Source organism: Akkermansia massiliensis (genome assembly GCF_023516715.1).
In the GTDB taxonomy this organism is placed as follows: Bacteria; Verrucomicrobiota; Verrucomicrobiia; order Verrucomicrobiales; family Akkermansiaceae; genus Akkermansia; species Akkermansia massiliensis.
The window spans coordinates 1407767-1434243 of sequence record NZ_JAMGSI010000001.1 but is presented as its reverse complement, the minus strand read 5'-3'; the positions used below and the strand labels follow the sequence as shown (position 1 = coordinate 1434243).

Sequence of the window (26477 nt, the reverse complement as noted above, 5' to 3'; positions counted from 1 at the left end):
ATTTTTTAGAAGTTGAGGGTGGTTGCTGTGTTTGCCTGCCGGGCGCGGCGGCGCATGGCGGCGAAGTCGTCCCGCGTGGCGGGGGTGATTGGTTGGGGAACAGTGGAGCGGCTGTCCTCTGCCGCGGCGCGGGAAAGAGGGTCTGCCAGCTTGGAAGCGCGCACCTTAGCGGGAACCTGGACAGCGTCCGGCGGAGTGTCCGCGGTGACGTCGCCGTCCTGTCCTTTGACGCCCTGGGCAATAGAGGTTTGACCGTTGAGGGCGCGGAGGGTGGATTCCCGGCCCGTTTTTCCTGTAGCAGTCAAAAGGCGATATTCCGTGCGAACAATCTGGCGGATTTGAAGGGAAATGTCTTCGCCACATCCACCCATGCTGACCGGATTGGTGCAGGAGACTTCTCCCAGGACTTTGACGCTTCCCGGAGCCGTCACGACGGCGGAAAGCGGCCATTCGCCCAAGGGGTCAAAGTGGAGCATGAGTTCCTTTCCTTCTTCGGTCCAGAGCCACGGCGCGCTGAAGGTCCAGCGTTGCGGCACCCCCAGAGGGCCGGGGACGGTAGCCCGGAGCATTCCCCTGACCACTTTGCGCTTCACGATGGCCGGAGCCTGCAACCAGGAGAAATCGGCATCCACTTGGCGCATGGGATGCGCCGCAAGGTCCGCCTCCCAACGGTCGCGGGGAATCCACTTGCCGTACTCGCGGGATTCCACCGGATGTGTATTGAGGTAGTTAATGGCCCAGTCAATGGCGGCCAGGGCGTCCGTGAGCATGGGAAAAAGGGTGCGCGGGTCCTGGCGTCCGTTGCGGCAGGCGACGTATTTTTCGCTGGTTGATTTGTTTTCCGCCTGGTAGCGGCCAACCTGGCCGGGCACCACCGAGAGGACGGACCAGAGACGATTGAAGAAGTTTTCTACTAATTTACATTGGGGTCTTCCTTTCGCGTCAATGTGGCGGATGCCTAAGCCGTCCAGCAACCGCTGGACACGGTCGCTTTTCCAGACGCCTCCTTCCAATACGAAGGAATCAAAAATGCCTACGTCCCGGCAGGTGCGTATCATGGATCCGGCCACGTCCTCCCCGCGGTAGGTTTGCTCGTATCTGATAATATAAGAGTAGGCGGGAATGAAGCTGGTGGCGTCGTCATGGCAGACCAAAAGTTGGAAGCGTCCCAGGCGCACGCCATATTTTTCAGCACACTTGTCGCCGCTTCCCCTCCAAGGCCATGGGACGCACACGCCAAAGTTAATGGTGGCGTCGTCCCAGGACGCGCGTTGTCCGGCTCGCAGCAGTCCTCCGTCCAGGTTGCGGCGGAGGAGTCCTGGGGAATAGGCTAATTCCCTTAATTTGCGTTCTCCTCCACGATGGTATCCAACCATGGGCCGGGCATGTTTCATAACATCCCGCGCCACTGCTGGAATGATGTGCTTGCTGGATTTGGCTGCGGCATCCCATCCAAGTTCCGGGTGTTGGCTGGCAAAAATGGACCACGCCAGCGTCATGCTGCCGCTTTTCCTGGTGGCGTTGGTCGCCAGGTAGAGGGCTGCCAGTTCTTTTTTCTGTTCCTCCGTCAGTTCCACTTTCCGAGGTCGCCCGGAACGGCCTGCGGAAAAGGCGTTGAAAGAATGGTCTGGAAGTATTGCCATGATAAATTGAATCAGGAATTATTTAGAAAAATGGCATTTGCCCTTGCCGAGGTTGATGGTGGCATCATCCCAAGATGCGTTTTGACTCCGCATGATGATGCGGTACGTCCCCCTGCTGATGCTACGTAGGAACCAGGCTGCTTTAATGTTCTCGTACATTCTTTGCCTGAAATAGCCGCGCAGGGGATAGCGGCAGCAATCACGCTCCCATTCCATACGGGACAATTCACGGTCACTGTAGATACTATGGCGTAGGGAACGATAGGCCGCCCTAAGACGGATTTGCCGTTCTATGATGGGTAAATCAATCATCGGATTGGTTATCGTTGCCCAGGCGTTGTGCCGGAAGTTGGTTGGGGTTGGTGTCCATTTGGACGCATGAAGCCATGGCGGACTGGATGGCGTCAGAACCGTCGGAGGTGGCGTTTTTCCACCCAGCATAATCAACCAGGTTGTTGAGGTTGACATACGCGCACACGGCCATTTGAAGGGCCTTCTCCTGGGTCTTTTTGAGGTTGCCGGAGATGGCTTTCAGGTCTCTTATTTTGGAGGTCAGACGGCCTATTTCCTCATGGATTAAGGCTGCCTGCCTGGATTGGTCTGAGGCCAGTTTTTCAATGGACCTTCCCAGCCCAACACGGTGATGTTGGAATAAAGCGGCAGTCAATCCATGTTGTTCCACCGTCATTTTCAGGTCCATCCCAAAATCATCTGTGCGGACGATGATGTCTGCTTCCACCTGGACCGTTGGAATTTGCAGGGCAAAACTGATGACAACAATCAGAAGTTCCTTTTCTGCGTCGGAGTCTGTGGCACATCTCAAGGTGCGGATGTCGGTCAGGCTGGCCTCGTCGATGCCGTATTTGGCCATCATCTTGTCCAGCAATTCGCGGGCATTGACGGCTTCCCCGCCCTCGCCACGCTGGGCGAGGGCGAGCAGCTTTTGAAGTTTGGCTATCAAATCGTCGTGATTCATAGTCGCGTAAAGTTAGAGGTACTTTTTAAGCTCTTCCGGCAGGTCACTAAGAACTTCCTTCAACAGTTGGGCAAAGACGCGTTTTGCTTCACCGTCAAAGACGTTCCAGTTTTGGAGGCCCGTTTTAAGACTGGTGATGGCTTTCGGGAGGATTCCGACGGGCTTCTTGCTTTCCTCGTCGATTTCGATATACACGGGGTCTTTACGGCGTTCGATGGCTATGTCTTGGGCAGCCTTTCCCCCGACTGCCCGCATGGCCTGAATAAGAGTCCATTTCCCGGACTCTACGTTTTCCACGGCTTGCTTATAGAGTTCTTCCTCCTGTTCCGTTTCTGCGGTTTCCGCCCCTGTTTGGAGGATGTCCAAGCGAGCAATGTCGGAGCTAGGAGCCGGAGCCCCCAGTGCCAGACGGGACAGGCTCATGCCCTTGGCAATGTCGTCCAGAGCGGCCAAATGGCCCGCGAAATCCGCATCCAGAACGGAGGGGGTAGCCTGTAGTTCGAGGATTTTGCAAGCGGTATTGTGCGCGTCCATCCAGCGATAGGCGGTGGCACGGCTCAATCCAATCCGGGACAGGGCGTCCGTCATGGGGATATTGTTCGTCGTGCGGATATGGTTGAGGTAGGCCCCAGCTTTCAGCGCATTGGCGCAAGCGGATGTTAAATCACGTCGCACGTTATTGGCGTATTCCGCCAGGCAATTCAGCATGTTTTGAGTAATGTCTTTTTTGCTCATATTTTTTAGTGTTTGTATTGTGAAATTTCTTGTGTGAGGCCACATCGTCTGGCGGCTCCACGCATTTTAATGATGGCGTCCCGTTCCCATCGGCTGATAGTGGATTCATCCACGCCGCACCAGGCGGCCAGTTGCCGCTGGGTGAGGGAACCGGATGGAGGGAAACCGAATTCACGCGCCGCCCATTTCCTTACAGCGGGACGGCGCAGCAGACGCAGCAGGCACAGGACCTTTAACTCCGGGCTTACGGCATCCCAGTCCTTGTCAGTAAGTGGCGCGGTCATGATTATTAGCGGTAAATAATACAGTCGATGACGGCCAAGGCGACAATCCAGAGGAACACACCCAGGCAGGCGACCAGGATGACGGCTCCCCAGCGGATAGCGTGTTTTTCTTCTTCTGGCGCGAAAACCAGAGGGCAGCCATATAGGGCTTTCTGTTTGTCCTCCCGGTCACGGCGGGCATATTTGCGTTGATGTTCGTTCATTTTCGTATTTGGGGTTGAAGTTGTTATTTCCCTCTCCGATATGGGAGGGCATGAATGCGACGAAGAAGGGATATGCTTTGCCTATGTCCATTGAGGACAAAGCTTATTTGCTGGTAGGTAACACCAAGGAAAGGGGCCGCAGTCCTATAAGACCACCCTTTCCTCTTCAAAATTTCCCGCGCGGCCAAAACCTCCGGGGAGAGTTGGCGATTGCTTTTAATGTGTACACGCGTTAACATACACTTTTCGTATTACATATTTCGTAAACATGCAAGAGAAAAATACAAATCTCGTAAATTTCAAGAGCCTCCGTGAACAATCTGGAATGACTCTCTCCCAGCTTTCAGAGTTGTCTGGCTATAGCATTGCATCCATAAATGGATTAGAATTAAATGACATAGGAAGTAAACGACTGAGAGATAGAATCCTGTCTATCCTGTTACAAAAAACAGAAGAAGGTGACAAAACAGAAATTCAGCATTGGCGAGATAGAGCGTTACGCGCAGAGGAAAAGCTCAATCAACTCAAATCAGCCATGCAGGGATGGCTTAAAAAAATTTAGCTCACTTGTTCACGGGTGAACAGTTGCCTTTAAAGTATAAGTACTTATTGTTAATCGTTAACGCCGAAAAAACGTGTCTCACGTGAGACACATTGAAGAATTGATACATTGCCGGGACAAGTCATCCTTTGTAAGGTGTTAGTCCTATGTGTAAACAGATTGACTTTAAGACGTTGAGAGAAAAGACAAGATTGACTTTGTCGAACCTTGCAGAGTTGTCCGGATATAGCGTTTTGCATATCGTCCGCTTGGAAAATGGCGGGGATGTATCATCCTGCATGCGGGACAAAATCCTCTCCATCTTGCTGCAAACTCAAGAAGAAGGAATGGCGTCAGAAGTTAAAATATGGAGGGATAGGGCATTGCAGGCGGAGGAAAAATTATGCCTGCTGAAAGACGCTATGGTGGGATGGATTAAGAAGATTTAGGCTTGTAGGTGTTGGGCGATTATCCTATATGGTTGGCATGCGTTACGTTATTTTGTTTTTAGCTTTGGCATTTTCCTGGACGGGGCAGGCAGAGGAAAAAGAATACACCTTTGAGCCGTTGCCTAAAGAAGAATTAGCTAAGGAAAAACCTGTAAAGATACGAATGTACTTTAATCAAAAAGTGCCTCAAGGCATGCTCATGTACATGGGGAGCGCAAGCTGGACTGCCTTTGCTGGCCGTACCATTGTCACTTGGGAGCCTGATTATGGCAGGGTTGTGCTGCTGCACAAATACAAGGGAAAACCATTAGCGGAAGGTGATTCTGTGGACATAGAAGCACGCATCATTGGTGTTTATACCTATAGAGAAAGGTCATACAAGGTTTACAAGTTTGTCAAGGAATTAACTGAAAAAGAGCTTAACAACTAAAAACTCCACAACATTTTACCATGCAGGCCGCGCCGTACAAGGTGCGGCCTTTTTTGTGCCAAAATGGCGCCCTCCTATAAATAGGGTAATTAACAAATGAAGAACCATGAATAACATTAACAAGGAAGAAGCTGCCGGAATCATCACGCGCATCCTGATGGCGTGTAGAATCCCCTCCAACTGGGCCAAGGTCCTTGCCGGGGCCATCATTGGAGCCGTCGTCGCCTGGATGTCCTTGACCCAGTCGTCTTGCGCTTCCAAGACGCAGGCCGACCCTCCGGGCCATACCGGAATCAGCATCCAGAACGGTCAATACACCCTCACCCGTGATGGCCGGACACTGACCTGGGACGATAAGACGCATGCCCTGGTTTGGACGCAGGCCGCCCCGGAAACGTCCGTCCCTCCCGTTGTCCAGCAAGTCAAGTAACCCCAACCTTTCCGGGCGGGGTCATCCCGCCCGGAACCTGTATAGAAAGGAAAAACTATCATGAAAGTATGTATCGACATCGGACATTGCCCGTCCGCGCCTGGCGCGGAAAATAGCCATTACGGAATGAGCGAGTACCGTTTTTGGAAGTCGTATGCCCAGTTGTTGGTTAACTATCTCAACGGTTACGGCCACGGGGCCGTTATCGTCAACCGGGAAACGGAAGGGGGAGGCACGGGCATGACTGCCTGCGTGCGGGCTTGTAATGAGGCCAACGCCGACGTGATTGTGGCCCTGCATGCCAATGCTTTCAACAAGACGGCCAGCGGCACGGAAACCCTGTACTGGCATGCGTCCCCCCGCGGGAAGCGTCTGGCCCAGTGCATCCAGACGCAGATGGTCAAGGCCCTGGGATTGCCGGACCGGGGCATCAAGCCCATTACCGGGACAGAGCGCGGCGGCGCACAGCTACGCGGAACCGTGGCTCCCTGCGTCATTGTAGAGCCGTTTTTCATCGACAACGATGCCGACTATGAAACGGCCCTTGAAAACGCCTCTAATCTGTGCGGAGCCATTGCCGTAGGCATTGCCAACTACTAGCCCCAACATGGAAAACAGTGAATTCCTGTGGCAGGCCGTCACCGTCGCGTCTGTTGTCGGTAACGCCTTGCAAGCGTGGGTGCGGCTAAAGTCCCAGGGGAAACCACAATCCGTCGAGATTGAAAAGCAGCCTGTATCCATCTTGAAAAGCCGTCAAGCCGCCACAATGGACAATGTGAAAGTGCTGCACAAGCGTATCAATGGCATTGATGGCCGCATTGACAGGCTGGAACAAACGCAGGCCCAGGACAAAAAAGACATCATCACGGAAATCATCAAGATACGAAACGACACCAACGAATATTTACAGGGCCTCCAACGGTCAATAGGCCGCCTGGAAGGGGGCCGCCTTACGGAGAAGTAACTGCCATTCAGGCCGCGGTGTGCAAGCCGCGGCCTGAATTGTTTTAAAATCCCACCATCATGACCGAAGCGCAGAAAGTAAGACAGCTTATCCTTGAACTGCTGAACATCAGCGGTGGCCTCTCCATGTCCACGGAAAAACTGGTTACAGAAGTGAGGCTTGCCGGATTTGACCACCGCCAGGTAGAGGCGGAACTGGAAACCCTGTCTGCCCTGGGATATGTCCTCCGCCTGCCTCCCTCTCCGTTTGGCGTCCGCTGGAAAATTCTCACCGCGGGAAAGGAGGCCCTGCTGTCATGACCACCGTCCGGACAGCCGCGGCGGCAATCAGCCGCATGCCTGCCAGGGTCCAGGATGCCGTCAGCCGATGTCTGGCCGACGGTGGAACCTGGCGTGATGTGGCATCCTTGTGTGCCGCGGAGGGATACCCCAATGTTAATGCCCAGAACGTCACCAATTACCGCAAGGGCGCACACAAGGACTGGTTAGCCCGCCAGGAACGTTTGGTTGCCGCCCGTGACCGCTATGCCTGGAAAGTGGACCTGCTCAAAAAATACACGGAAGAGGGAGGCCCTGCGGAAGCCGGACTGGCGGCTGCCATGGACATGCTGGAAGGCGCACTTGACGGCCTGGACGTGTCCGACATCCAAACCATGATTGCCGACAAGCCCGGCAAGATGCTGGATATTATCAAACTCATGATGTCCCTTCGCCGGGAAATGGCGGACATCCGCCGGGAAAACCGCGAAGCCGCCGCGGCGGAAGCGGCCAGCCAGAAAAAGGCCCAATCCGGCAATGGCCTCACGGAAGAACAAATTGCCGCCATTGAAAATGCCATGAACCTGATTTAACGCCATGAGCAAGGTCCATGTTATCAAGAAGGCGGAACGGATGCCGCGGAGCATGTCTTACCAGGCGAGTTACCTGGAAGACGAAAGCGACAATATTCTGGTGGAAAAAGGCCGCCAGGAGGGCTTTTCGGAATACACCGCCCTCAAGGCGGTGCGTGCCTGCGTCAAAAAAGGCGCATTATATGATTGGTGGATATGCTCGCGGGACAAGACTGCGGCAAAACTGTTTGTCGATGACTGCAAAAAATGGGCGGAAATCTATAATCTTGGGGCCGTTGAACTCGGAGAAGAAATCATTGAAGACGAAACGGTCTTCAGCATTACTTTTTCCACAGGCCGGACCATTTTTGCCCTGTCCAGCAACCCGGATGTATTGGCAGGCAAGCGTGGTTGTGTGGTACTGGATGAATATGCGGTTCATAAACAGCAGCAGAAACTGTTGAAGGTATCCTCCGCCGTGACGCAGTGGGGCGGCCAGCGCATCGTCATCTCGACTCACCGCGGCAAACAATCCGTCTTTAACCAGCTCATTAACGATTGTGTCAATAACGGCAATCCGATGGGATGGAGCTTCCATAAAGTCACCATTGTGGACGCGGTGAATGCAGGCATTGTCGAACGCATCAACGCCAAGACGGGCAAGTCAATGACCCATGAGGAATTCCTCAAATCCTGCCGGGCAAAATGTCTTACAGAAGCCGATTATCTGGAAGAATACATGTGCGTACCGCAGGATACGGCGGGGCAGCTTATCCCCTGGGACACGATCATTGCATGTACCAATGAACGTTATGCTTCCGCCGCGGGGAATATTGCGGAGGAAGAAGGAGAATTTGGGATTGGCGTGGACGTGGCGCGCATGTCGGACCTGCACTGTTACATTGCGCTCAAGCCCTGGCACGACCGCTTTATCGTCCGCTTGGTGTACTATCACAAAGACCATTCCTGGAAAAGCCGGGACAAAAAACTCGACGAGATGACCGGAACGGAGGGCGTGAAGCTGGTAGTCATCGACCAGACAAGTATAGGCGACAAGTATGTTATGGACGCCAAGGAACGGAAGAACGGGCACAAAGTGCGCGGCGTCATTTTCAATAATGCTACAAAGGAAGAACTAGCATCCAATCTGGCGCGGGCTATGGAAGCCGGAAAAATCATCATCCCCAACCACGACCTCCTGCGAGCTCATATTGCCGCTATTGAAAAAGGCTACACCAAGACGGGACTGGTCTGTTACAACGCGGACCGGACCGACAGCGGCCACGCCGACCTCTTCTGGGCCCTGGCTCTCGCCTATCATTCCCTGACAATGAAAGCGCAAGAAGGCACCTGGACACGTGAAACGGTGGACGGCGTCATCATGGGCCGTGGCCGGGGTAAATACCACCACAAGAGAAGAACTTTAAACCGTAAATAAACATGACCATCACCCTCAAAAAGAATATTGCCTCCGCGGCGCACCGCGGACCCTCTAGCGCGAGCTTGCCACCCGCAGCCGGGTCAATGACCGTCAAGCAGATTTTAGCGGCTAAAAACGCCCGTCAGGCATCCGACCTACAACGCATCCTCATACCCCCTGCGCGTCCGCGCTGGATGATGCCGGACCTAGCCTGGGTAACTCCGGATTACATTGCCCGCGTACTTGACGCATCCCTGAACGGAGATTGCCCTGAAGAAGAACATGCCCTGTATGACCTCATGTGCCGGACCTGGCCGCGGTTGGTGAAGAATGTAACCGAACTGAAAAATGCGGTGTGCGGCCTGCAGTGGAATGTCCAGGATGAGGAAGGACGGGAAGAGATGAAACATCTGGCCGAACGTACCAGGGACGGGATGAAAGGTAACTACCGCGAGAACGGCCAAGGTTGGCGTGGGACAGTCAACGGACTGCTTGACGGCTGGTTCTGCGGGGTCACAGTATGGGAAATTGACTGGGAAGTTCGTGGCTGTGTCCACATGCCGCAAGCGTGGCTTCCTCGCCAAACGCGGAAAGTCCATCCCCGCTGGTATGGATGGGACGTGGAAAGCGGATTGTTCGGAATGCGGTCCCCTGGGTCTGATACCCTAGGGGATTTCCTCCCGAGCAAATTCTTAGTGGCTGTCAATAACGTCTCTTTCGGCCATCCGTCCGGCGGGGCATTGTTGCGCTCTCTTGCTTGGTATTGGTGCGCGGCCAATTTTAGCGCGGACTGGCTGCTAAATTTCGCTCAAATTTTTGGGCAACCGATCCGCTGGGCTACTTATGACAAGAGTGACCCGGAGTTAAAGGATATTATGGAGTCCATGCTTGAAAACATGGGTGCCGCCGCTTGGGCTGCCGCACCTACTGGCAGCACTCTTGAACTCAAGGAGCCGTCCAACAAGGGCAGCGATAACCCGCAAAACCAGATGATTGATATGGCGGATACCGCCTGCGACCTGCTGATATTGGGGCAGACCTTGACCTCCTCGCCGGGCGAAGCCGGGAGCCGTGCCTTGGGAGAAGTCCACTACAATGTCCGGAGCGACATCATTGACGCCGCCGCGGACTGGGTCGCGGAAGTCATGAATGAACAGTTATTGACTGCCGTTTTCGATTTTAACGGACCAGCTGGAAATGAAGATTCGTCTTTGCCTTATTTCGCCCCCACTAGTAAGGAAGTCAAAGACCGCAATGCCGCCGTGGACCGTATCGGCAAAATACTCGACAAGGGGATACCCTTGTCCAAGAGCTACGTCTACGAGACAATTGAAGCTCCTATGCCCGGTGATGATGAAGAATTGTTTGAAAGCCAGGGAGACGACAAAGTATATCCCAAAGCCCTGGCGTTAACGTCCATGGTCAGCAACGGCCTCCCCGTGTCCCAGGCATGGGCCTACAGCTATATGGGCTTCCCAGCCCCCGCGGCAGGGGAAGCCGTTATCACGCCTCCCGCCTCCGGGATTGGCAATCCGGCCCTGATGGCAAAAGCCCTGGATGGCATGCCCTCCGCGGCCAGGGAATACTATCTGGGGGAACTCAACAAAGCGGCTGCCTCTCTATGACCAGGGACGACCAACTGGCAGCCTTGAACAAGTCCATCCTCCGGGACCTGCCGGACATCCTGGACGCCTGGCTGGGGGATGCCCGGCCAGGGTTGGAAAAACTGACCCGCGCCGCCTGTGACGACACCCTCACGGACGACGAATTCCGGCGCATGGTGGCCGACTACCTGGCATCCGGCAAGTTGCTCAAAAGCCTGCATCCTGCCGCCCTGGCGGAAGCCATGGAACACGCCATGGGCACGGCGGCAGTTATCGGCAAAACCTCCGTCCCCCGCGTATGAGCATTGACCTGAAATTGACTAGGGACACGGTGACGCCGGAACTGGAACGACTGGCCTCACGCCAGCCTGCCCTAAAAAAAATCATGGGGATTTCCATGAGGAACACGCTCATCAGCCATTTCCGGGCCAAGAACGCCAGGCCGAACCGGCTGGGGGGCACGCGGACCAATTTCTGGCTGGCTGTCGCTAATTCCTGCACGGCTCCCATGGTAGGAGGTAGCGGCATCATGGTCCGCATTAACCATCCCCATGTGGCTATCCACATTTACGGGGGGAACATTACCCCCAAGAAAGCCAAAATGTTGGCTATCCCGGTCACAGCAGAAGCCCACGGAAAAAGTCCCCGCGTCATTAAAGACCTACGGTCTGTCTGGTCCGGAGGCCGCCCGGTGGGGTTGGCTCTCGGACAAAAAATGTACTATGTATTCAAGCGAGGGCAACGCATCCCCAAAGACCCGCGGGCTTTGCCTCCCGACGACAAAGTACTGAAGGCAGTCAACAGTGCCGCCCGCATCTTTCTTCGCCGCCAGGGACGCCCCTGATTACCATTCAGGCCTCGGTGTCCAAGCTGACCCTCCGTCTGTGGCATAGTCAGGGCATGATGTTTTACGCCAACTTCTCCGCGTCCGGCCTGACGGATGACGATACGGACGACATTCAGTGGATGCCCCCCGGCGTCCAGACGGTTTCCCCACACACTCCGGAGGGCAAGGTCGTAACCGTGACCATCCTGGTTGACGAGGCCGCGGCAGCACGCGTGGAAGAATGCCGCGCCAGGTACCAGGCTGAATTTGACGCCGGGACGGGAGATGCACCTTATATTGATTTCCTGCATGCCGATGGCGAGGCATCCGCCTGGGTTAACCGCGTGTACTGGGGAGGGGATGACCCCAAGACGGGAGGCATCCGCCTGGTAGTCTCCTGGACCGATGAGGGGCGGGCCAAGAAGGGCAAGTCCCTCAAGCGTTTTTCTCCTTCTTTCGACCTCTCCGAGCCGGACGGCGACGGCATTTGCACCGTGACAGGTACTTCCGCCAACATGGGCGGTTTGGTCAACCGGGCCGCATTCAGAGCCATTCAATCCCTTTCTGCCTCCGCCCCTGCGGGCGGTGGTCCTGAAAACACAAAAACAGAAACGACAACCATGACCGACGAAGAAATCAAAGCTTTACAGGACGAAAACGCCACCCTGAAAAAGCAACTGGAAGAAACGCAGAAGATTGTTTCCGACATGCAGGCCAAGGCCGCGGAAGATTCCGTGGAAGCCGCCTGCGCGGAGGGGAAAATCTCGCCTGATATGAAAGCATCCTGGAAGGAAACCCTCCTGAAAAATCCGGATGCAAAAAAACTGCTGGCCTCCCTGCCTGTCAATCCTGTGTTCCAGGCGGCTTACAAGCCGGAGGACAACAAGGACGGCAATCCCCAGGGGCAAGCCCTGCTGGCCTCTTATGATGCCATTAAAGACCCTGCTGCACGAACAGCGTTTTTCGCGAAGCACCGGAAAGAATTGCTTTCTTCGAAGCACTAACAGCCCTGAAAATTCACTCACACACTATATATAATAGCTATGTCTACTACTATTGATATTAAACTGAACGATGACATCATCGTTACTGACGGCCTGGAAGCGTTCAAAGAATCCCTTGCGGCTCTCAACATGTTTTCCCGGAATTACTCCAAGGACGCGGCCAATCGCGGTGACACGTTGAAGGTGCCCTTGATTGGGTCTATTGAAGCGTCCGACAAAGAAAACGACTATGAAACCGACACGGGGACACTTGGGGCGGTATCGGTCTCGCTGGATGGCTATGCCAAAGCCACAGTTGGCTTGACGGACCGACAATTCCTGGAAAGCTCTGCTGCCGACCTGAAAATATGGGCCGGACAAATGGGGAATGCTGTGGCAGCCAAGGTCATCACGGATACGTTCGCGAAAATGACCAAAGCCAATTATCCCACGACATTAACGCCGACGGCGGGAATGTCGGTTGCCGACCTGCTCGTGCTGGCGCGGGAAAAGATGGGGACCCTGAAAGTGCCGAAGACCAACCGCACTTATTTCCCCTCTCCCTCCGCTTATACGGCCCTGTCTAAGGATTCTTCCGTTCAGGTTGCATCTGCGCTGGCTTACGGCGGCACGGAATACATTCGCGACGGGGTCATTCCCCGCCTGTTGGGTTTTGACCTTTTCGAATCTACTATTCTGCCGCCTTCGGCTGCTGCCCCTAACGGATTTGTGGTGCATCCTGCCGCCATGGCGGTTGCCACCCGTGCCGTGACTCCCAGCGAACCCAAAGCCTACCTCGAAACCAGAACGATCACGGACCCCGACACCGGAATTACCCTGTCCTATCGCCGCCATTACGCCGAGGGCAAGGGCAAGCACTTCTTGACCTTTGAATGTTTCTTCGGGTCTGCTGTCGGACTCAATGATGCTTTGATTCTGATGCCTGCTATCCCGGCTGGAGCATAAGAAAATTAACCCCGCATGAATTGCCCGGCGTGTCTGCCGATTTGCCAGCGCGCCGGGCCTATATCCTCCCATGAAAACACTCCTGACAGAATCCAACCTCCTGGCCTCCCTGACGGCCAGCCAGCTCGCCGACATCCGCAAGCAGGCCCCGGCAGGGGAAGACCCCGTGGCAGACAACATGCTCAGTGCGGCGGCCCTGGTGGATGGATATTGCCAGGGCCGCGAGGTTCCGGCCAATCTCATGACCAGATGGGCAAGGGATATCGCCGTGTTCGATCTGGTCAAGCTGCTGCACAAGACGACGGACGACCAGCGGACCGCCTATGATGCAGCACTTAAAGCCTTGCAGGAGGTTAGGGACGGCACGTTCCCTTTCCCCTCTTCCTGCGGCAAAAAATCCGGAGCCATTGCTTATGGCTCCAACCGTAAAATCATATGATTACAGACACACAATGGTTGCTCCGCGCCGTAACTGCGGAACTCGAACAAGCCGGAATCGCCCAATGCGTCACGGCTCCCAATGTCCTGACCTACGAGGCCGCCCTGGCGGACCTCAACCAATATCCGGCCAGCGTCATTTTCGTTCTTCCCGGTGCCCTCAACGTTTCCCACGATATTGAGGGAGGGATGCCCATCAAGGCGGACATTTCCCGCGAAGTGACCTTGTTCATCTCCGCCGCCGCTACTGGCGTTCCCGGCGGAGACATGGACACCGCCAACCACATGACTGACCGCGTGCTGCAGAAGCTCATGTGGAATTCCTTGGGTCAGGATGGCCTGGTCATCTGCAAGCCCCGAACCGCGGCCCCCCTGTCCATCGTCTGGGAAGACGCGCCGGGCCGGGCGGTCTGGACCATGACCGTGGAAGTCACGTCTTTTGAAACCGAATTCTAACCTCATACACTATATAATATATGGCTGAACAAAATTCCTACATCGTGCGCGGTAATGACATCTGCTTCGGGCTTGACGGCGTGACCGTCCCCTGGGGCGTTGTCACATCCGTCAAACGCAAGCCGTCCCGTTCCAGTGAAAAATTCGTTGGGGAATCCGGAAACACGGAATCCGTGGTCTACTGGGACCCGCAAGAGACCGTGACGCTGGATGTCATCCGCGGAGGCAAACAGGGTCAAAAAGCATCCTCCCTGCCTGTGCCCCAGATTGGGGACAAGGTAGAATTTGAAAGTAAAAACTATTACGTGGAAAATCTGGACGATTCCAGGGAGCGCACAGGCGCGCAGAAATACACGGTGGAACTGCTGCATCTGCCCTTCGTTAAGGACCCTGTCGAACCAGCCCAGGAACCAGCCCAGGCGGAGAATTCGGAAGAGACAGTCTAATTGCCGCCATGATTGCCGCCGTTGCCAATCTGTCCCTTGCCAGGGGGACTGCCTATGACGTCTCCCTCCTTATCCAGGACGCAGCAGGCGTTCCCCTGGACCTGTCCGCCGCCGACCTCGCCGCCACGCTCAAGACAGGGGAAACCGTAACCAGCCTGGATATGACCATTGCCGCTGATGGGGTCGTTCTGGTGCATATCCCCCCTCAAGGTCTGGGGATGTTGTCCTGGGAAGTCTGGTTGCAGGCTGCACCGGAAACGCCCAGGGAACGCATCCTATCCGGATTGGTGACGGTGGCGGAACGGATTGACCCTAGGGATGGCGGCAACCCGTCCACACACCGTATGATTGTGCGCCTTAGCGACGCCGTGACCGTGTCCGTTGACTCCGTTGATCTGGCGTGGTGGGCCTATGAGCAAGCAAGGTACATGGTTGAACAGGATTTGACCGGGCCACAAGGCCCCCAGGGGCCGAAGGGGGACGCCGGGGAACCGGGACCGCAAGGACTCCAAGGGCCGAAGGGAGAAACCGGGGAACCGGGGCCGCAAGGCCCCCAGGGGCCGAAGGGGGAAACCGGGGAACCGGGGCCGCAAGGCCCCCAGGGGCCGAAGGGGGACGCCGGGGAACCGGGGAAAGACGGATTGACCGAAGAACAGCTTAATGCGCGGTATGGCAGACTGGGAGCAAGTAATACATGGTCTGGTGCTCAATCCTTCCTGGGGGGGGTTACGGCAACAGGCGAAACAACTACTCTTGGTAATGTCATCACGGCTAATATCTCTGTCCAGCGTATTGACGTTGCTGGTCCGGCGTCTTTTTCTTGGGGCGTCACTCTGGCGCAGTCTTTGACGGTGGAGGGGCTGGCAACCCTAAAGGGTGGTCTGGGGGTTGGCGGGTCCATTGTCTGCTATGATGATTATGGCATTCAAGCGTCGACAATAACCGGGTTGTACATTAGTCCGGACGAGAGCGGGGTGGAATTAGGTCATAGCGGTGGGTCAGGATTTTGCCGTATCAAATATAATACTGCGGACAAGTATGTAGATATTTTACTCCCTATTCCCGGCTCTGCTCTTCGCCTTCCACGGCTGGCTCCCATTGATATAGATGGGGCATGTGCGGCTAGTACTTTTCAATTTGGTCCTAATAGCATCGGTTTTGACCCGGACAATCCAACCAGGGCGACGACAAGTGGGACATGGAATTTTGGCGGGGCTACTTTTTCCGGAGGGGTGACGATGGAGCAATCGCTAAATGTGGAGGGCGATATTTTTTGCAAGAGGCTTGTTCTAAACGATGGGCTTCTAATATTGTCGTCCATGGGCAGTGAGGCTCGTGTGTATGCAAATTCTGGCAAAATGGTCATTAGCAAAGCTAACGGCGTTAGGAACATTTGTATTGAATTTAAAGATGGCATTCCCCTTTCGACGTCTATCACTAAGACAAATGCCGGAAGTCTTGGCCTTACTGACAAATCACTGCTTAACAGGGCAGAGGGAGATGCCCGCTGGGCTCAAGTCCGAACGGACTTGACAGAGGAACAATATGCCGCCCTCCCCGAAAAAGGCGCGACTACTTTTTATATCACGTCCGATACAGGGAAAGTCTATATCGGCACTAGAGCACTTAACTAATTTAACGCTACACTATCATGTTAATACACATTATTTATGACCGTTCCCAAACGGAAGGCACCGCATTTGACCCCCTGAAAGGCACCATCAGATTTTTAGGCCCCAAGCCTGACGGTTGGAGTTATGGTGATGAAATGCCCCTTGTGGAGTTGCCAGAAGAACAGGCCCCTATCTATTTAGCCCTTGCCGGAGCTATCCAGGGCAAGGGAGAAAACTGGGCTGCAACGCAGGTATGGGCACGCAAGGCTGGCCCGGACAAGGTGTCTCTCCAGGTGGAGGCCCGGCAGGACGGCACCGGGGCAATCCGCACTTTTACACCTGATGATGACCCCTCCCTGCTGATTGAGGACTCTGCCGCTGTGGCGTTCTTCAATCACTTCATGACGGTATGATTTGCCATCCAGGCCGCAGTGGACAAGCTGAGGCCTGTTTTGTGCCATAGTCAATGCATGTCTAAGACCTCTACCAATATTGCCGCGGCCACTGCCGCCTTGTTCCCGGATGTTGTTAAGGATGCTTTTGCTAAGAGGCAATCCCTGACCATGCGGGATTTGCTGCTCCTTGAATCTGCTGGCGTGAATTTTGTCGCACTTGGCGGCCAGCCCTCCGCTTACGAAATAACCGCGTTCATGTGGTTGTTCGCGGACCGTGACGCCTTTGCCGCTGCCCTTGATGCCGGGACGTTTAAAGAGGACTTGCACGTATGGGCGGATAGCATTTCCCCTTCCATGCTACCTGCTGCTGGGCGCAGGATTGCGGATGTCATTAAGGCGTCCTTTGCCCCAGCGGAGGACGGGGAAAAAAAGAAGAAGGCGACGGGCCGCAAACCGTGAATTGTTCGGGTGTGGGCTGGTGGCTGACCCTGGTGGATTTGCTCTGCTCCGAGTATGGATGGAGCCTTGACGCCGTCCTGGATATCGCCGTGGCCCGCGCCCTGTGTCTAAGGGCTGCCATTGCCCAGCGCAATGGCGCGGATTCCGGAGGCCTTTCCTTTTTAGAGCTTCAACTTCTGAAAAACCTATCGTGAGCAACGGCGTAGAATATAATCTCCGGCTGAACAACTCCGGTTTTAACGGACCTTTGACCGAGGCCCGGTCGTCTCTTGGCGGGTTTAAGACGTTCAGCGTCGGGTCCATGGCTGTTGTCGGCGCGGCTGTGGCCGGGGCCGCGCTGGCCGTCAAAGGGCTTCATGCCGCCTGGACGGAGGCCAAGGCTGCCGTTGGTGAAGCCGCGGACCGGGAGACGATGCAGACTGCATTCATCCCGCTTCTTGGTTCGGCCAAGGCCGCCAAGGATCGCATGATGGAACTGGCGGATTTTGCCGCACACACACCCTTCCAGTTACCGGAGATTGCCGCAGCCTCGCGCACCCTGGAAACCCTGACAGATGGCGCGCTGTCCACGGGCCAGGGGCTAACGATGGTTGGCGACGTAGCCTCCGGTACTAACACGCCCTTTGAAGAGCTCGCCGTGACCATTGGCCGCCTGTATTCCGGATTGGATTCAGGCCGTCCCGTAGGGGAAGCTATGCAGCGTCTCCAGGAGGTTGGAGCCATCACTCCGGAGGTTCGGACCAAGCTGGAGAAGCTCCAGGCGGAGGGCAAGAAGGGGTCGGAGGTTTGGAGGGTGGCCGCGGAGGATTTGGCCCGCTTTTCCGGAGGGATGGAATTGCAGTCTCAAACGTGGAACGGCAAGCTTTCAACCCTGGGAGACGCCTGGTCCGAGGTCCGTGCCCAATTTGGAGAACCCATCATGGACGCACTCAAGCCTCTGCTGGACGACGGTATCAGCACTATCGAAAATATGGCGGTCAAGGCTCGTGAAATAGGGGAAACTATTGCTTATGCCATGCGATTCATGATCGAAGCGTTCAAACAGGGTGAGGCTTGGAATCTCGCCAAGCTGGGCTTGACTCTCGCTTTTCAGGAGAGCGTGAATTTTTTATGGCGCACCCTGATGGGAGCTTTCCAAGCTATCCCTCAATTTCTCATCCAAGCCTTCAAGACTGGCGTCATGGTCTTTGACATTTTGACGGATGCTGCTTTTTGGGGCATGGTAGGTAACGCTTTTGTCGGCGTCATGCGGACAGCCGTCAATGGTATCCTGGCGTTATTGTCGGAGGGTATCGCCAACTTGATTGAGTACATCCCCGGCATGGGGAAGCAAGCCGCCTGGATGCACGGTCTTTCCCGCGAGTTTGAAAAGGACGCTGACCAGGGTGCCGCTCAGGCGGGAGGGGCCGCCAAGTCATTTATTGATTCCTACGGCGACCGCATTCTTGGACAGGTTGTTGATAACTTTTCCGCCTTACAACACGCCTTTTCCGAAGGTTTTTCCAGCGCGGCGGATGTCATGGACACCTCCGGCATTAAAGCCGAGATGGCATCTATCAGCGACCGCATCACGGGAGCACTTGAAAAACAGGATGCGGCACGGACTGCCAAAGAAAAGGAAGATGCCGCCAAGGGTAAACCCCAGCGTCAAAAAACCGTAGATGATACCCCCAAAATTAAAGTCAGTTGGGAAACCGTGCTGGCTGGGTCTCTCGCCAAAGTTGGCGGTGGTGGATATGGCCGGATGATGCTCTCTGCTGAAAACGTGCCGCAAAAGCAACTCGCCGAGCAGAAAAAGACCAACGAACTACTCGACAAGCTGCTGCAGAAACAGGGCGGTGCCCTAGCTGTTTTAGGTTAATATGAACAATGACATTTTAGGTATCCCGTCAGGCGTGCTGACATGGTGGAAGCCGTCCCAATACAATGAGACTTATGACACCCAATCTCTCAAGGAGTATTTTAAGTGTCCTAAGGGTGAGGCTCGTTCATTAGTTCCACGCATCCATTCCATCAAGCAAGGATTACCCCTGACAGACATCAGCATCGAAACCCACGAAAGCAACAAGATTGATTTTGTTACTTTGACTTATTCAGCCACGCGGGAAGAGCCGCCTGACCCGGACAATCCGGATAATCCTGATGACCCCACTTTTGAATTTGACGGCCGGGAAAGTGAAATCACCGTGGCCCTGGTCGACGAACCGATCACGCAATGCAAACTTTACAAGGGGGAAGTGGATGCCCTGGACAACACCACCCTGAAAGACCTGTGCGCCCTGATGGGAGGTCAGTTGTCTGATGAAAAAGGCGTCAGCTTGACAGATAAGCTTAACGGCAAAGTGCCTCCCTCCCTACTTTCTAAAATTTTGCGCGGGCAGACCCACTACAAGGCTGCCTATACCCAGTGTCGTCTGACCATCCCCAGCAAGGTGGATATTTCCGATTCCGGGAAAATTAGTTCCCGTGCTGGATTGCCCAACTTGCCGGAGGGTCAGGTCTGGCTTTGCGCGGGTGGGGGTGTTACTCGCCGCAACGGCAAGACGGTCACGCAAATTACCTACATTGGCGGCAATTGGGATTCAGAAATCTACGGAAAATAGCCTTATGTATCAACTCCCCCACAAGGTTAAGGGCACTGTTCTGACGGCGGCCAATTGGAATAACAGTGTCGATGCCATCCAGGACGCGCTAAACAGGTCGTCCGATTTTCAGACGATGCTTCCTTCTGTCCCTAATTCTGGACGCTGGACAGGCGGGCGGTATGCAGACAACAAGGGCGGCTTTTCCTTACGCTCCATGACCAAGGAGGGGCAAACCTGGACGGCCTATTTCAATCCTGGTAGGATTCTGGAGGTCCACGCGGGTGGTACACGGATCATCATTCCCAGGATAAACAGCGTCAAGATGGACGTTGTCCCTTATCCTTCCTTAAAAGCTGAAAAAAACAAAAAGGTCTATCTTGATTTGGTGTGGGGAGACAGTAGCCACGACTGTATCACATCCGCCACTATTTCCACGAGAGATTCACAGCCCGGAGGACGGTTTGTGCGGTTGGTCTTGGGTAAGTTCGTTGGTGCCAATTCCGGGTCTGGGGCGTCTATTGATGACATCACGTATGAGTCTTACTTGACCGGGTGCATTACTTACGCCAATGGCTCCCGTAACGAGGGGTGGCGTGTGCTGGCCGTGGCTAATAAGGACGGTGGCCCGTCCGCCGCATACTTGCGGCGCGGCAACATTTATGCGTTCGGCAAGCTTGTTTCGGAGGCCTCGGCAAATTGGGAAATTGCTCCTGCCAAGGAGGGGGACATCTGGCTCAATGTCAAATGTGATGGGGACGGTAATTATAAAAGTTTTTCCTTGGCAACTTCCAAGGGCGAGGAAACCCCGCTTAGAGCGGACGGCTTGGACAAGGACGGGGAAAAACAAAAAAGCGTTTCCTATAGCTTCAAGTTGGCGACGATCAGCACGTGCGCGGAGCCTTTCCAGGATGACGGCAACCCCGCCTCGTTCGTCAATGTGCGCCAGTTCATCCTGGGTTCCGTGTTCTGTGAGCTTGCCAAGAGCGACGTGCAGGAGGCCAAGCCGGAAGACGGCAACGAAGGATTCCGCGTCAAAGTCGAAAAAGACGACACTGGCAAAATTACGGCGGTAAAAGTCCGGCCCGGCCACGTTTACTTCCAGGGGCGTTTCTGCACGTCCGCATTGGAGGGAGACGCTGACGGCTGGGTTACTCATTCCGCCACTTCCGGGGCCGTTTGGCTTGTCGTGCAATTTGACGTGTGGGGCGTTTTCGAGGGTGCGTGGCTGGCCCCGGAACAACCGAGCACGGCCACACTGACGCCGTTTATCCTGTCCACGGAGGCAACGGGCATCCGCGGGCAATACGCCTTTCATCTGGCTGATGTGGCGGCTGACGGTTCCGTTAAGCAGTATGCGCTGGGGGCCGTCTACTGCATTTTTGACGCCGCCACGTTTTTCGCTCCTGGCCCCGCCGAGTAAGATTTATGACTACTATATATATACCTACCTATGCGGGCAACGGCCCGGAGGCCGTGGAGTGTGTAGCGTGTGCCAGTCGGACGTTCCCGGAGGCGCGCGTCATTGTCGCTGATGATTCCAACTCACCCATGCCGGAGCAGTACCGGGACGCCTGTTCTTATGGTGCGGACATTGTCACGACGGATTTTGACCGCGGGCGCAACCTCAACGGCCCGGAGGCCGTCAGGGGGATTCTTGCGCTTTTGTCCAATGAGGCGGCGGATGATGATATTGTCCTCAAGGTTGACCCGGATACGGCCCTTATTGGCCGCTCCTGGCTTCAGCCCATGCTGACCAATCCGGAGATTCCTTTTTCCGCATGCGGGGACGAGCGGCAAGCCGCCTACGGTTGTTGCTACGCCCTCCGGGGCCATATCGCCAGGGAGCTTTCCGCCATCATGCAGGACGCCCCGCTTTCTCCTATTTGTCCGGAGGATATTACGATAGGCCGCTACATCCTGGACCACTACGACGGTAGCAAGATGTACTACCCGTGGACGCCGGAGCGGTGGGACGGCCTGTTTACCGCATGGCGGTGGGGATGCGGGGGCAAGGCCCAAGCAACCACCTACGCCCGACGCTATGACGTGGTCACGACGGGCAACCCCTGTTATTCCCCGTTTCCTTCCCTTGCCCGCGCGACGGTCATGTCCAACCTCCGCCGGGCCGCCGCGGACCTTCCGCCAACCCTTCGCCGCTACTGATTCATGACTTCCTTTCACGATCCTTCCTCCGCGGTTCTTGCCGGGTGCAGGGACATTCCCCAGGCCCCCGGCCCGGAAAAGGGCGTCCTGGCCTTGCTGGTCATGGACCCGGCGACTTACATGCCCCAGGCCGTCACGTTCGGCGTGACGGAGGATTTTTTCTACATCCCGGCCCACCAGTTACTGTGGCGGTTGTTCCTCGCCCGGTACAACGCCAATTTGCCCCTGGATATTATTTCCATAACGCAAGCTCTTGCGGACATGCGCCAGTTGGACGCCGTGGGGGGGAGCGCAGGCTTGGCGGACATTTACACGTTCACCACCACCGGGGCCTATTTTGAGCATTATCTCCGCGCCCTGCGCGATAAGTCCCTCTTGCGGTCCATTATTGACGCTTCCACCAAGTCCATGACGCAGGCCTTCGACAATCCGGAGGACGTGGCGGCCCTCCTGGATGCCGTGGAGACTCATATCTTTCAAATCCGGGAGCGGGCCAAGAATCACGCGGACGGCCAAAGTCTGGCTTCCATCGTCAAGGAGGCCGTCACCAACTTTGAACAGTTCATTGCCAGCAAGGGGCAGATTCAGGGGCTTTCCACTGGGTTTGACCAACTGGACCGCAAGAGCAACGGCCTCAAGCCTGGGGACATGTTCGTCATTGCGGCCCGGCCTTCCATGGGGAAGACTTCTTTTCTTCTTAATATCGTAGAGCATATCGCCCTGAACAAGAAGAAGCCAACCTTGCTTTTCTCGTGCGAAATGCCCGCCGTGCAGATTGCGGAGCGTCTTCTTTTCGCCCGTTCCGGCGTCCGCCGCGGGGAGATTGTCCGGCGCGGTACTCTCACCCAGTTGGAAATGCAGCATTTCAAGCGGGCCGTATCGGACCTTGGGGCGGCCCAGCTGGTCATTGACGATACAGCGGCCATTTCCATCAACGAGCTACGGGCCAAGGCCCGCCGCGTCATGCGGGACCTGGGGGGCCTTGCCGCGATTGGCGTAGACTACTTGCAACTGATGCGGTCCACGTCTAAGCAAGCCGCCAACAGCCGGGAACGCGAAGTCGCGGAAATCTCCGCGGGACTGAAAGCCCTGGCGAAGGAACTCAAGGTTCCGGTCATCGTCCTGGCCCAGCTTAACCGGGGACCGGAAACGCGCACCGGAAATAGCGTGGGGATTCCCCGCATGTCTGACCTGCGCGAGTCCGGTTCCATTGAGCAGGACGCGGACATGATAGGCTTGCTTTACCGTTCTGACTACTACGCGGACGACGAGGCCCAGCGGCAACAACTGGCAGGACAGGCCAGCCTTCACCTCGCCAAAAACCGCAACGGCCCCACCGGGGACATACCGCTCCACTTTGAAGCGGAACTCATGCGCTTCTCCACCCGTGAGCCGTCCCCTTCCACCAAGCAGTGACACGTGTCACAACACGCTCCTGACCCTTTCAAATTTTCCGGGTTGACCCTTTCGGATAATTACCGTTTCACCCTTTCGCCTATTTATGCTTGGTCACATCAGCGTGCTCCACAACAGGGCGCTGACCGTTCTTTCCTCCCCGGTGGCGCTTCCCGTGCCTGCGGATGCCTGGACCGGAACGGGGGAAATGACTTGCGAACTTTGGGTCAGGCCGGATGGGGACGCCGCCTCCGGCGCTATTCTTTCCCTGGGGGCTTCCACGCTCTCCCTGAACGGAGGCCGTCTGCATCTGGAATCCGGGAATGCGGAAACTCCCGCCTCCGTGGAGGCTTCCGGCCAGCCCTTCGCCGCCGGAACCTGGCACCATGTGGCCGTGGCCCTGGGAACGGAAAACGTCAGCCTGTATGTGGACGGAACATTGGCGGGAACCGCTCCTGCCGCGCCTTACCTGGCCTCCATGAAAAACGGCTGGACAGGCCTGGTGCTGGCTGCGCAGTTCAAGGGCGCCCGGGACGAACTGCGGTTCTGGAATGCGGAGCTGGGGACCGGAGCGGACGACTTTTTCCTGACGGGGCCGCTGCCCATGGCCCACCCCAGGTATGGCCGCCTGGTGGGGCTGTGGCGGCTGGACGGAGACTTCCGGGACGCCAAGTGGACGGAATTCGCGGATAAAACGGGCAGCTCCTTCACCCGCCCGTACCAGGCGGTGACGCCGTCCGGCACGGAATTCTCCATCGTCACGGACAACGCCGCCTTCCGCTACATGTTGGTGACCGGATACGTCCGCGAAAGCCATATCATGTGGAACTGGCCGTCCCGGCCCCACATGATCAATAACTCGGATATCATTTACATCGGCGCCGCTTCCGCCGCCGCCAATGGGGACATCAGCTTTTCCTACCCGGACAACGACGTGACGGAAAGCCGGGGCGTGCAGCTTCTCCCCGCTGACGGCGCGCGGACGAACGTTCTGGAATTCACCGGAGAAGACGCTTATATGAACGTGGGCAACGGACTGCTGGCGGGCAGCAATGCCAACGCGTTCACGATTGAAGTGAACCTGGCTCTATCCGCCGGGGAGCAGAACGTCACCCTGTTTGAAAACGACAGCGTGTCCATGACGCTGGCGTGGGCGGACGGCCATTACAAGGCGCGCCTGCAGGCGGGCTCCACGGCTGCCTGGGAGGCGGACCTGCCCGCCGTAGCCCTTCATGAATACTTCTGGCTGGCCTTCATCCGCAATTCCACGGCGGGGACGGGCATCTTTTACGTCAACGGTTCCCCCCTGCAGACGGCAGCGGTCGCCGCCGGGGAAATGAACGGCACGCCGAATGCCGTCGTGGGCCGGAACCTGAAGGGGAAAATAGACGACATGCGCGTGTGGCATCTGGCCCGGCCCGTCAACCGTTTGGGCACGGAAGTACAGCCCAACTGGAATGACCGTCTCATCGTGGCTCACTGGGGGAACAGCGACGTCTTCGGCCGTGATACCGCCTCCTGGGCGGAACATGTCCGCACGCTGCGCAGCATGACGGAAGGGGTGGGAGGCATGCGCATCCGCCTGGGCATTGCCGGAGGCGCGTGGAGCGCCATGCTGCCGGCTGCCGCCGCCCGCCAGAGGTTTGCGGACGGCATCAGGGACCTGTTGAAAAAATATCCGCTGGACGGCGTGGACCTGGACTTTGAATGGCTGTACCAGGGGGATGGAAAGTGGACCAACTACGGGCAACTGGCCCAGGCCATCCGGGAGACGAATCCGGACATGTTCTTTTCCATCTCCCTGCATACCGTCGCCTACTGGTTCCCCGCCGCGTACATGCAGTATGTGGACTACTTCACCTTCCAGAACTACGGGCCGGCCATTGACGTGAATACTTATAACAGCATGGTTTCCGCCTGCGGAAAATTCCGGAATCAGGGCTTTCCGGACAACAAAATCATCCTGAGCGCCCCATTCCAGGGAACGCCCGGAACCGCCGGGCTGCCTGACGGCAAAAAGCCGGGGGACTACATCAAGGGCTACAGGGACATAGCCGCCAACTGTCCGGAAGCGGACAACCCCGATCATGACACGGCCGTTTATTCCTATTCCGGCCTCAATCTGACGCTCCATTACAACGGCGTCACCACCGTCAAAAAGAAAGCCAAATACATCAGCGACCAGAAGCTGGCCGGCTTCATGTACTGGGACATGGGGCTGGACGTGGCGGACGCTTCCGGAAGCAATAACTACTTTGACCGCCATTCCCTCCTGCGCGCCGCCAACCGCTACGTGTCTTCCACGTCGTTTCCCGTCACGGCTTCACCGTTCGGCTTGTCCCGGGTGGGGGCGTCCGTTCCCGCCGCAGGAGGGGCGGTGGATGTGGAAATTCAAATGGAAGAGGAAGCCCTGGGCTGGGTGGTGGCGGACTCCCCGGAATGGATTTCCGTTTCCGCCGCTTCCGGCATCGGCCGGACCACGGTCATCCTGACGGCGTCGGAAAACAAATCTGCCGCCGGACGGTCCGGAACGGTGGTGTTCCGCGCTTCCGACAAGCAGGAATGCGCCGTCACCGTCACGCAGGCCGGGGCTGACCTGGCGGGCTATGACAAGTGGGTGCAGGACTCCTTCCCGCCGGACGCCACGGCGGACCGGACGGCTGCGGATGCCGCTCCCGCCGGGGACGGCGTCACCAACCTGATGAAATACGCCACGGGCCTGGACCCGCTGAAACCCTGCGGAAGCGTGACGAAGGTATCCGTGGAAGAAGGCGTTGAAGGAAGCAGGCATCTGGTGTTGCGGTGGCCGGTAAATCCTCAGGCGGCGGAGGTAAAGCATGAAGTGGAAGTCTCCCCGGACCTGGTTAACTGGACTTCCCTGGGGGAAGTGGAAACCGCCGGAAAAACGTCTGCCGAATTCCGGGATGCGGAGCCCGTGCAGGACAGCGCCATGAAGCGGCGCTTCCTGCGCCTGAAAGTGACACGGGAAAACTTCAGCAGCCCTCCTTGTGGAGGTGCCTTTCCGCCCCTGCTTACGCCTTGGAAAGCAAAATCCGTCCCGGCACGGCATGGCCGGAACAGGGAGCGCCATATACCCATGCGGGCGGCCCGAACAGCCACGCATGGCAGAATGCACGAACCTTGAATGGGCCTCCTCATCTTAAAAACAGGGAATGTCCCGTTGAAGAATCGCGCTCGCTTTCCTCACCTCATTCCCAGCCGGCCGCAGAGGCCTGCGGCGCTC

Annotated in this window: 33 protein-coding genes; 27 read left to right on the top strand and 6 right to left on the bottom strand. The window is 56.3% G+C overall.

The features are described from left to right. Nucleotides 1-5: 5 nt before the first annotated feature. From M8N44_RS06150 to M8N44_RS06125, 6 genes are read right to left on the bottom strand one after another with little or no spacing between them, the layout of a single operon-like run. Entirely contained in the window at nucleotides 6-1643 is a 1638-nt protein-coding gene (locus tag M8N44_RS06150; RefSeq protein ID WP_249853049.1) for a hypothetical protein, read from the bottom strand. 18 nt (nucleotides 1644-1661) lie between these two features. After that, nucleotides 1662-1955, bottom strand: coding sequence for a hypothetical protein (locus M8N44_RS06145; protein ID WP_102726910.1), 294 nt, complete (start codon nucleotides 1953-1955; stop codon nucleotides 1662-1664). Then, the gene (locus M8N44_RS06140) at nucleotides 1948-2619 is read right to left on the bottom strand and encodes a DUF2786 domain-containing protein (protein WP_102726909.1); all 672 of its coding nucleotides are present in this window, start codon (nucleotides 2617-2619) and stop codon (nucleotides 1948-1950) included. Before M8N44_RS06140 ends, M8N44_RS06145 begins: the two co-directional genes overlap by 8 nt. Nucleotides 2620-2631: 12 nt before the next feature. After that, the gene (locus M8N44_RS06135) at nucleotides 2632-3354 is read right to left on the bottom strand and encodes a hypothetical protein (RefSeq protein ID WP_102726908.1); all 723 of its coding nucleotides are present in this window, start codon (nucleotides 3352-3354) and stop codon (nucleotides 2632-2634) included. A 5-nt stretch (nucleotides 3355-3359) separates the two neighbouring features. Next, nucleotides 3360-3638, bottom strand: a complete 279-nt coding sequence (locus M8N44_RS06130) for a helix-turn-helix domain-containing protein (RefSeq protein ID WP_102726907.1) — start codon at nucleotides 3636-3638, stop codon at nucleotides 3360-3362. Nucleotides 3639-3643: 5 nt separating this feature from the next. After that, nucleotides 3644-3841: a hypothetical protein gene (locus tag M8N44_RS06125; RefSeq protein ID WP_102726906.1), complete on the bottom strand. Its 198-nt coding sequence runs from the start codon at nucleotides 3839-3841 to the stop codon at nucleotides 3644-3646. A 268-nt stretch (nucleotides 3842-4109) separates the two neighbouring features. Between M8N44_RS06125 and M8N44_RS06120 the strand changes: the two genes are divergently transcribed. The 27 genes from M8N44_RS06120 (at nucleotide 4110) to M8N44_RS05990 (ending at nucleotide 26378) form a co-directional block, all read left to right on the top strand. After that, the gene (locus M8N44_RS06120; RefSeq protein WP_102726904.1) at nucleotides 4110-4403 is read left to right on the top strand and encodes a helix-turn-helix domain-containing protein; all 294 of its coding nucleotides are present in this window, start codon (nucleotides 4110-4112) and stop codon (nucleotides 4401-4403) included. Nucleotides 4404-4549: 146 nt separating this feature from the next. Continuing rightward, nucleotides 4550-4831 (top strand): helix-turn-helix domain-containing protein, encoded by a 282-nt coding sequence (locus M8N44_RS06115; protein WP_102726903.1) that lies wholly within the window; start codon nucleotides 4550-4552, stop codon nucleotides 4829-4831. 37 nt (nucleotides 4832-4868) lie between these two features. Continuing rightward, the gene (locus M8N44_RS06110) at nucleotides 4869-5261 is read left to right on the top strand and encodes a hypothetical protein (RefSeq protein ID WP_146019236.1); all 393 of its coding nucleotides are present in this window, start codon (nucleotides 4869-4871) and stop codon (nucleotides 5259-5261) included. A 106-nt stretch (nucleotides 5262-5367) separates the two neighbouring features. Next, nucleotides 5368-5691: a hypothetical protein gene (locus tag M8N44_RS06105; RefSeq protein WP_102726901.1), complete on the top strand. Its 324-nt coding sequence runs from the start codon at nucleotides 5368-5370 to the stop codon at nucleotides 5689-5691. 60 nt (nucleotides 5692-5751) lie between these two features. Beyond that, on the top strand, nucleotides 5752-6291 hold the full coding sequence (locus M8N44_RS06100) for an N-acetylmuramoyl-L-alanine amidase (RefSeq protein ID WP_102726900.1): 540 nt from the start codon (nucleotides 5752-5754) through the stop codon (nucleotides 6289-6291). Between the two features lie 7 nt (nucleotides 6292-6298). Beyond that, nucleotides 6299-6655, top strand: coding sequence for a hypothetical protein (locus M8N44_RS06095; RefSeq protein WP_102726899.1), 357 nt, complete (start codon nucleotides 6299-6301; stop codon nucleotides 6653-6655). A 59-nt stretch (nucleotides 6656-6714) separates the two neighbouring features. Then, complete coding sequence (locus M8N44_RS06090; RefSeq protein ID WP_102726898.1) at nucleotides 6715-6954, top strand: hypothetical protein; 240 nt, start codon at nucleotides 6715-6717, stop codon at nucleotides 6952-6954. 35 nt (nucleotides 6955-6989) lie between these two features. Continuing rightward, nucleotides 6990-7505: a hypothetical protein gene (locus tag M8N44_RS06085; RefSeq protein WP_215709520.1), complete on the top strand. Its 516-nt coding sequence runs from the start codon at nucleotides 6990-6992 to the stop codon at nucleotides 7503-7505. A 4-nt stretch (nucleotides 7506-7509) separates the two neighbouring features. Beyond that, the gene (locus M8N44_RS06080; RefSeq protein WP_102726896.1) at nucleotides 7510-8922 is read left to right on the top strand and encodes a phage terminase large subunit family protein; all 1413 of its coding nucleotides are present in this window, start codon (nucleotides 7510-7512) and stop codon (nucleotides 8920-8922) included. 2 nt (nucleotides 8923-8924) lie between these two features. Further along, nucleotides 8925-10529, top strand: coding sequence for a phage portal protein family protein (locus M8N44_RS06075; RefSeq protein WP_102726895.1), 1605 nt, complete (start codon nucleotides 8925-8927; stop codon nucleotides 10527-10529). Continuing rightward, the gene (locus tag M8N44_RS06070) at nucleotides 10526-10810 is read left to right on the top strand and encodes a hypothetical protein (protein ID WP_102726894.1); all 285 of its coding nucleotides are present in this window, start codon (nucleotides 10526-10528) and stop codon (nucleotides 10808-10810) included. The genes M8N44_RS06075 and M8N44_RS06070 overlap by 4 nt, the downstream gene beginning before the upstream one ends. Beyond that, the gene (locus tag M8N44_RS06065; RefSeq protein ID WP_102726893.1) at nucleotides 10807-11352 is read left to right on the top strand and encodes a hypothetical protein; all 546 of its coding nucleotides are present in this window, start codon (nucleotides 10807-10809) and stop codon (nucleotides 11350-11352) included. The genes M8N44_RS06070 and M8N44_RS06065 overlap by 4 nt, the downstream gene beginning before the upstream one ends. A gap of 17 nt (nucleotides 11353-11369) precedes the next feature. Then, nucleotides 11370-12338, top strand: a complete 969-nt coding sequence (locus M8N44_RS06060) for a hypothetical protein (RefSeq protein ID WP_102726892.1) — start codon at nucleotides 11370-11372, stop codon at nucleotides 12336-12338. Between the two features lie 39 nt (nucleotides 12339-12377). Then, entirely contained in the window at nucleotides 12378-13283 is a 906-nt protein-coding gene (locus M8N44_RS06055) for a hypothetical protein (RefSeq protein ID WP_102726891.1), read from the top strand. 70 nt (nucleotides 13284-13353) lie between these two features. Continuing rightward, complete coding sequence (locus M8N44_RS06050; protein WP_102726890.1) at nucleotides 13354-13722, top strand: phage protein Gp36 family protein; 369 nt, start codon at nucleotides 13354-13356, stop codon at nucleotides 13720-13722. Next, the gene (locus M8N44_RS06045) at nucleotides 13719-14177 is read left to right on the top strand and encodes a hypothetical protein (protein ID WP_102726889.1); all 459 of its coding nucleotides are present in this window, start codon (nucleotides 13719-13721) and stop codon (nucleotides 14175-14177) included. Before M8N44_RS06050 ends, M8N44_RS06045 begins: the two co-directional genes overlap by 4 nt. Nucleotides 14178-14197: 20 nt before the next feature. Beyond that, the gene (locus M8N44_RS06040; protein ID WP_102726888.1) at nucleotides 14198-14623 is read left to right on the top strand and encodes a hypothetical protein; all 426 of its coding nucleotides are present in this window, start codon (nucleotides 14198-14200) and stop codon (nucleotides 14621-14623) included. An 8-nt stretch (nucleotides 14624-14631) separates the two neighbouring features. Beyond that, complete coding sequence (locus M8N44_RS13920) at nucleotides 14632-16257, top strand: collagen-like protein (RefSeq protein WP_102728081.1); 1626 nt, start codon at nucleotides 14632-14634, stop codon at nucleotides 16255-16257. A 17-nt stretch (nucleotides 16258-16274) separates the two neighbouring features. Then, the gene (locus tag M8N44_RS06030; protein ID WP_102726886.1) at nucleotides 16275-16649 is read left to right on the top strand and encodes a hypothetical protein; all 375 of its coding nucleotides are present in this window, start codon (nucleotides 16275-16277) and stop codon (nucleotides 16647-16649) included. Nucleotides 16650-16706: 57 nt separating this feature from the next. Then, complete coding sequence (locus tag M8N44_RS06025; protein WP_102726885.1) at nucleotides 16707-17090, top strand: hypothetical protein; 384 nt, start codon at nucleotides 16707-16709, stop codon at nucleotides 17088-17090. After that, entirely contained in the window at nucleotides 17087-17284 is a 198-nt protein-coding gene (locus M8N44_RS06020; RefSeq protein WP_102728082.1) for a hypothetical protein, read from the top strand. The genes M8N44_RS06025 and M8N44_RS06020 overlap by 4 nt, the downstream gene beginning before the upstream one ends. After that, entirely contained in the window at nucleotides 17281-18951 is a 1671-nt protein-coding gene (locus M8N44_RS06015; RefSeq protein WP_102726883.1) for a hypothetical protein, read from the top strand. The genes M8N44_RS06020 and M8N44_RS06015 overlap by 4 nt, the downstream gene beginning before the upstream one ends. Nucleotide 18952: 1 nt before the next feature. Beyond that, nucleotides 18953-19693, top strand: a complete 741-nt coding sequence (locus M8N44_RS06010) for a hypothetical protein (protein ID WP_102726882.1) — start codon at nucleotides 18953-18955, stop codon at nucleotides 19691-19693. Nucleotides 19694-19697: 4 nt separating this feature from the next. Then, entirely contained in the window at nucleotides 19698-21095 is a 1398-nt protein-coding gene (locus M8N44_RS06005; protein ID WP_102726881.1) for a hypothetical protein, read from the top strand. A gap of 5 nt (nucleotides 21096-21100) precedes the next feature. After that, nucleotides 21101-21838, top strand: a complete 738-nt coding sequence (locus M8N44_RS06000; RefSeq protein ID WP_146019235.1) for a glycosyltransferase family 2 protein — start codon at nucleotides 21101-21103, stop codon at nucleotides 21836-21838. A gap of 3 nt (nucleotides 21839-21841) precedes the next feature. Next, complete coding sequence (dnaB, locus tag M8N44_RS05995) at nucleotides 21842-23254, top strand: replicative DNA helicase (RefSeq protein ID WP_102726879.1); 1413 nt, start codon at nucleotides 21842-21844, stop codon at nucleotides 23252-23254. 85 nt (nucleotides 23255-23339) lie between these two features. Then, nucleotides 23340-26378: a LamG-like jellyroll fold domain-containing protein gene (locus M8N44_RS05990; RefSeq protein WP_102728083.1), complete on the top strand. Its 3039-nt coding sequence runs from the start codon at nucleotides 23340-23342 to the stop codon at nucleotides 26376-26378. Nucleotides 26379-26477 lie beyond the last annotated feature (99 nt).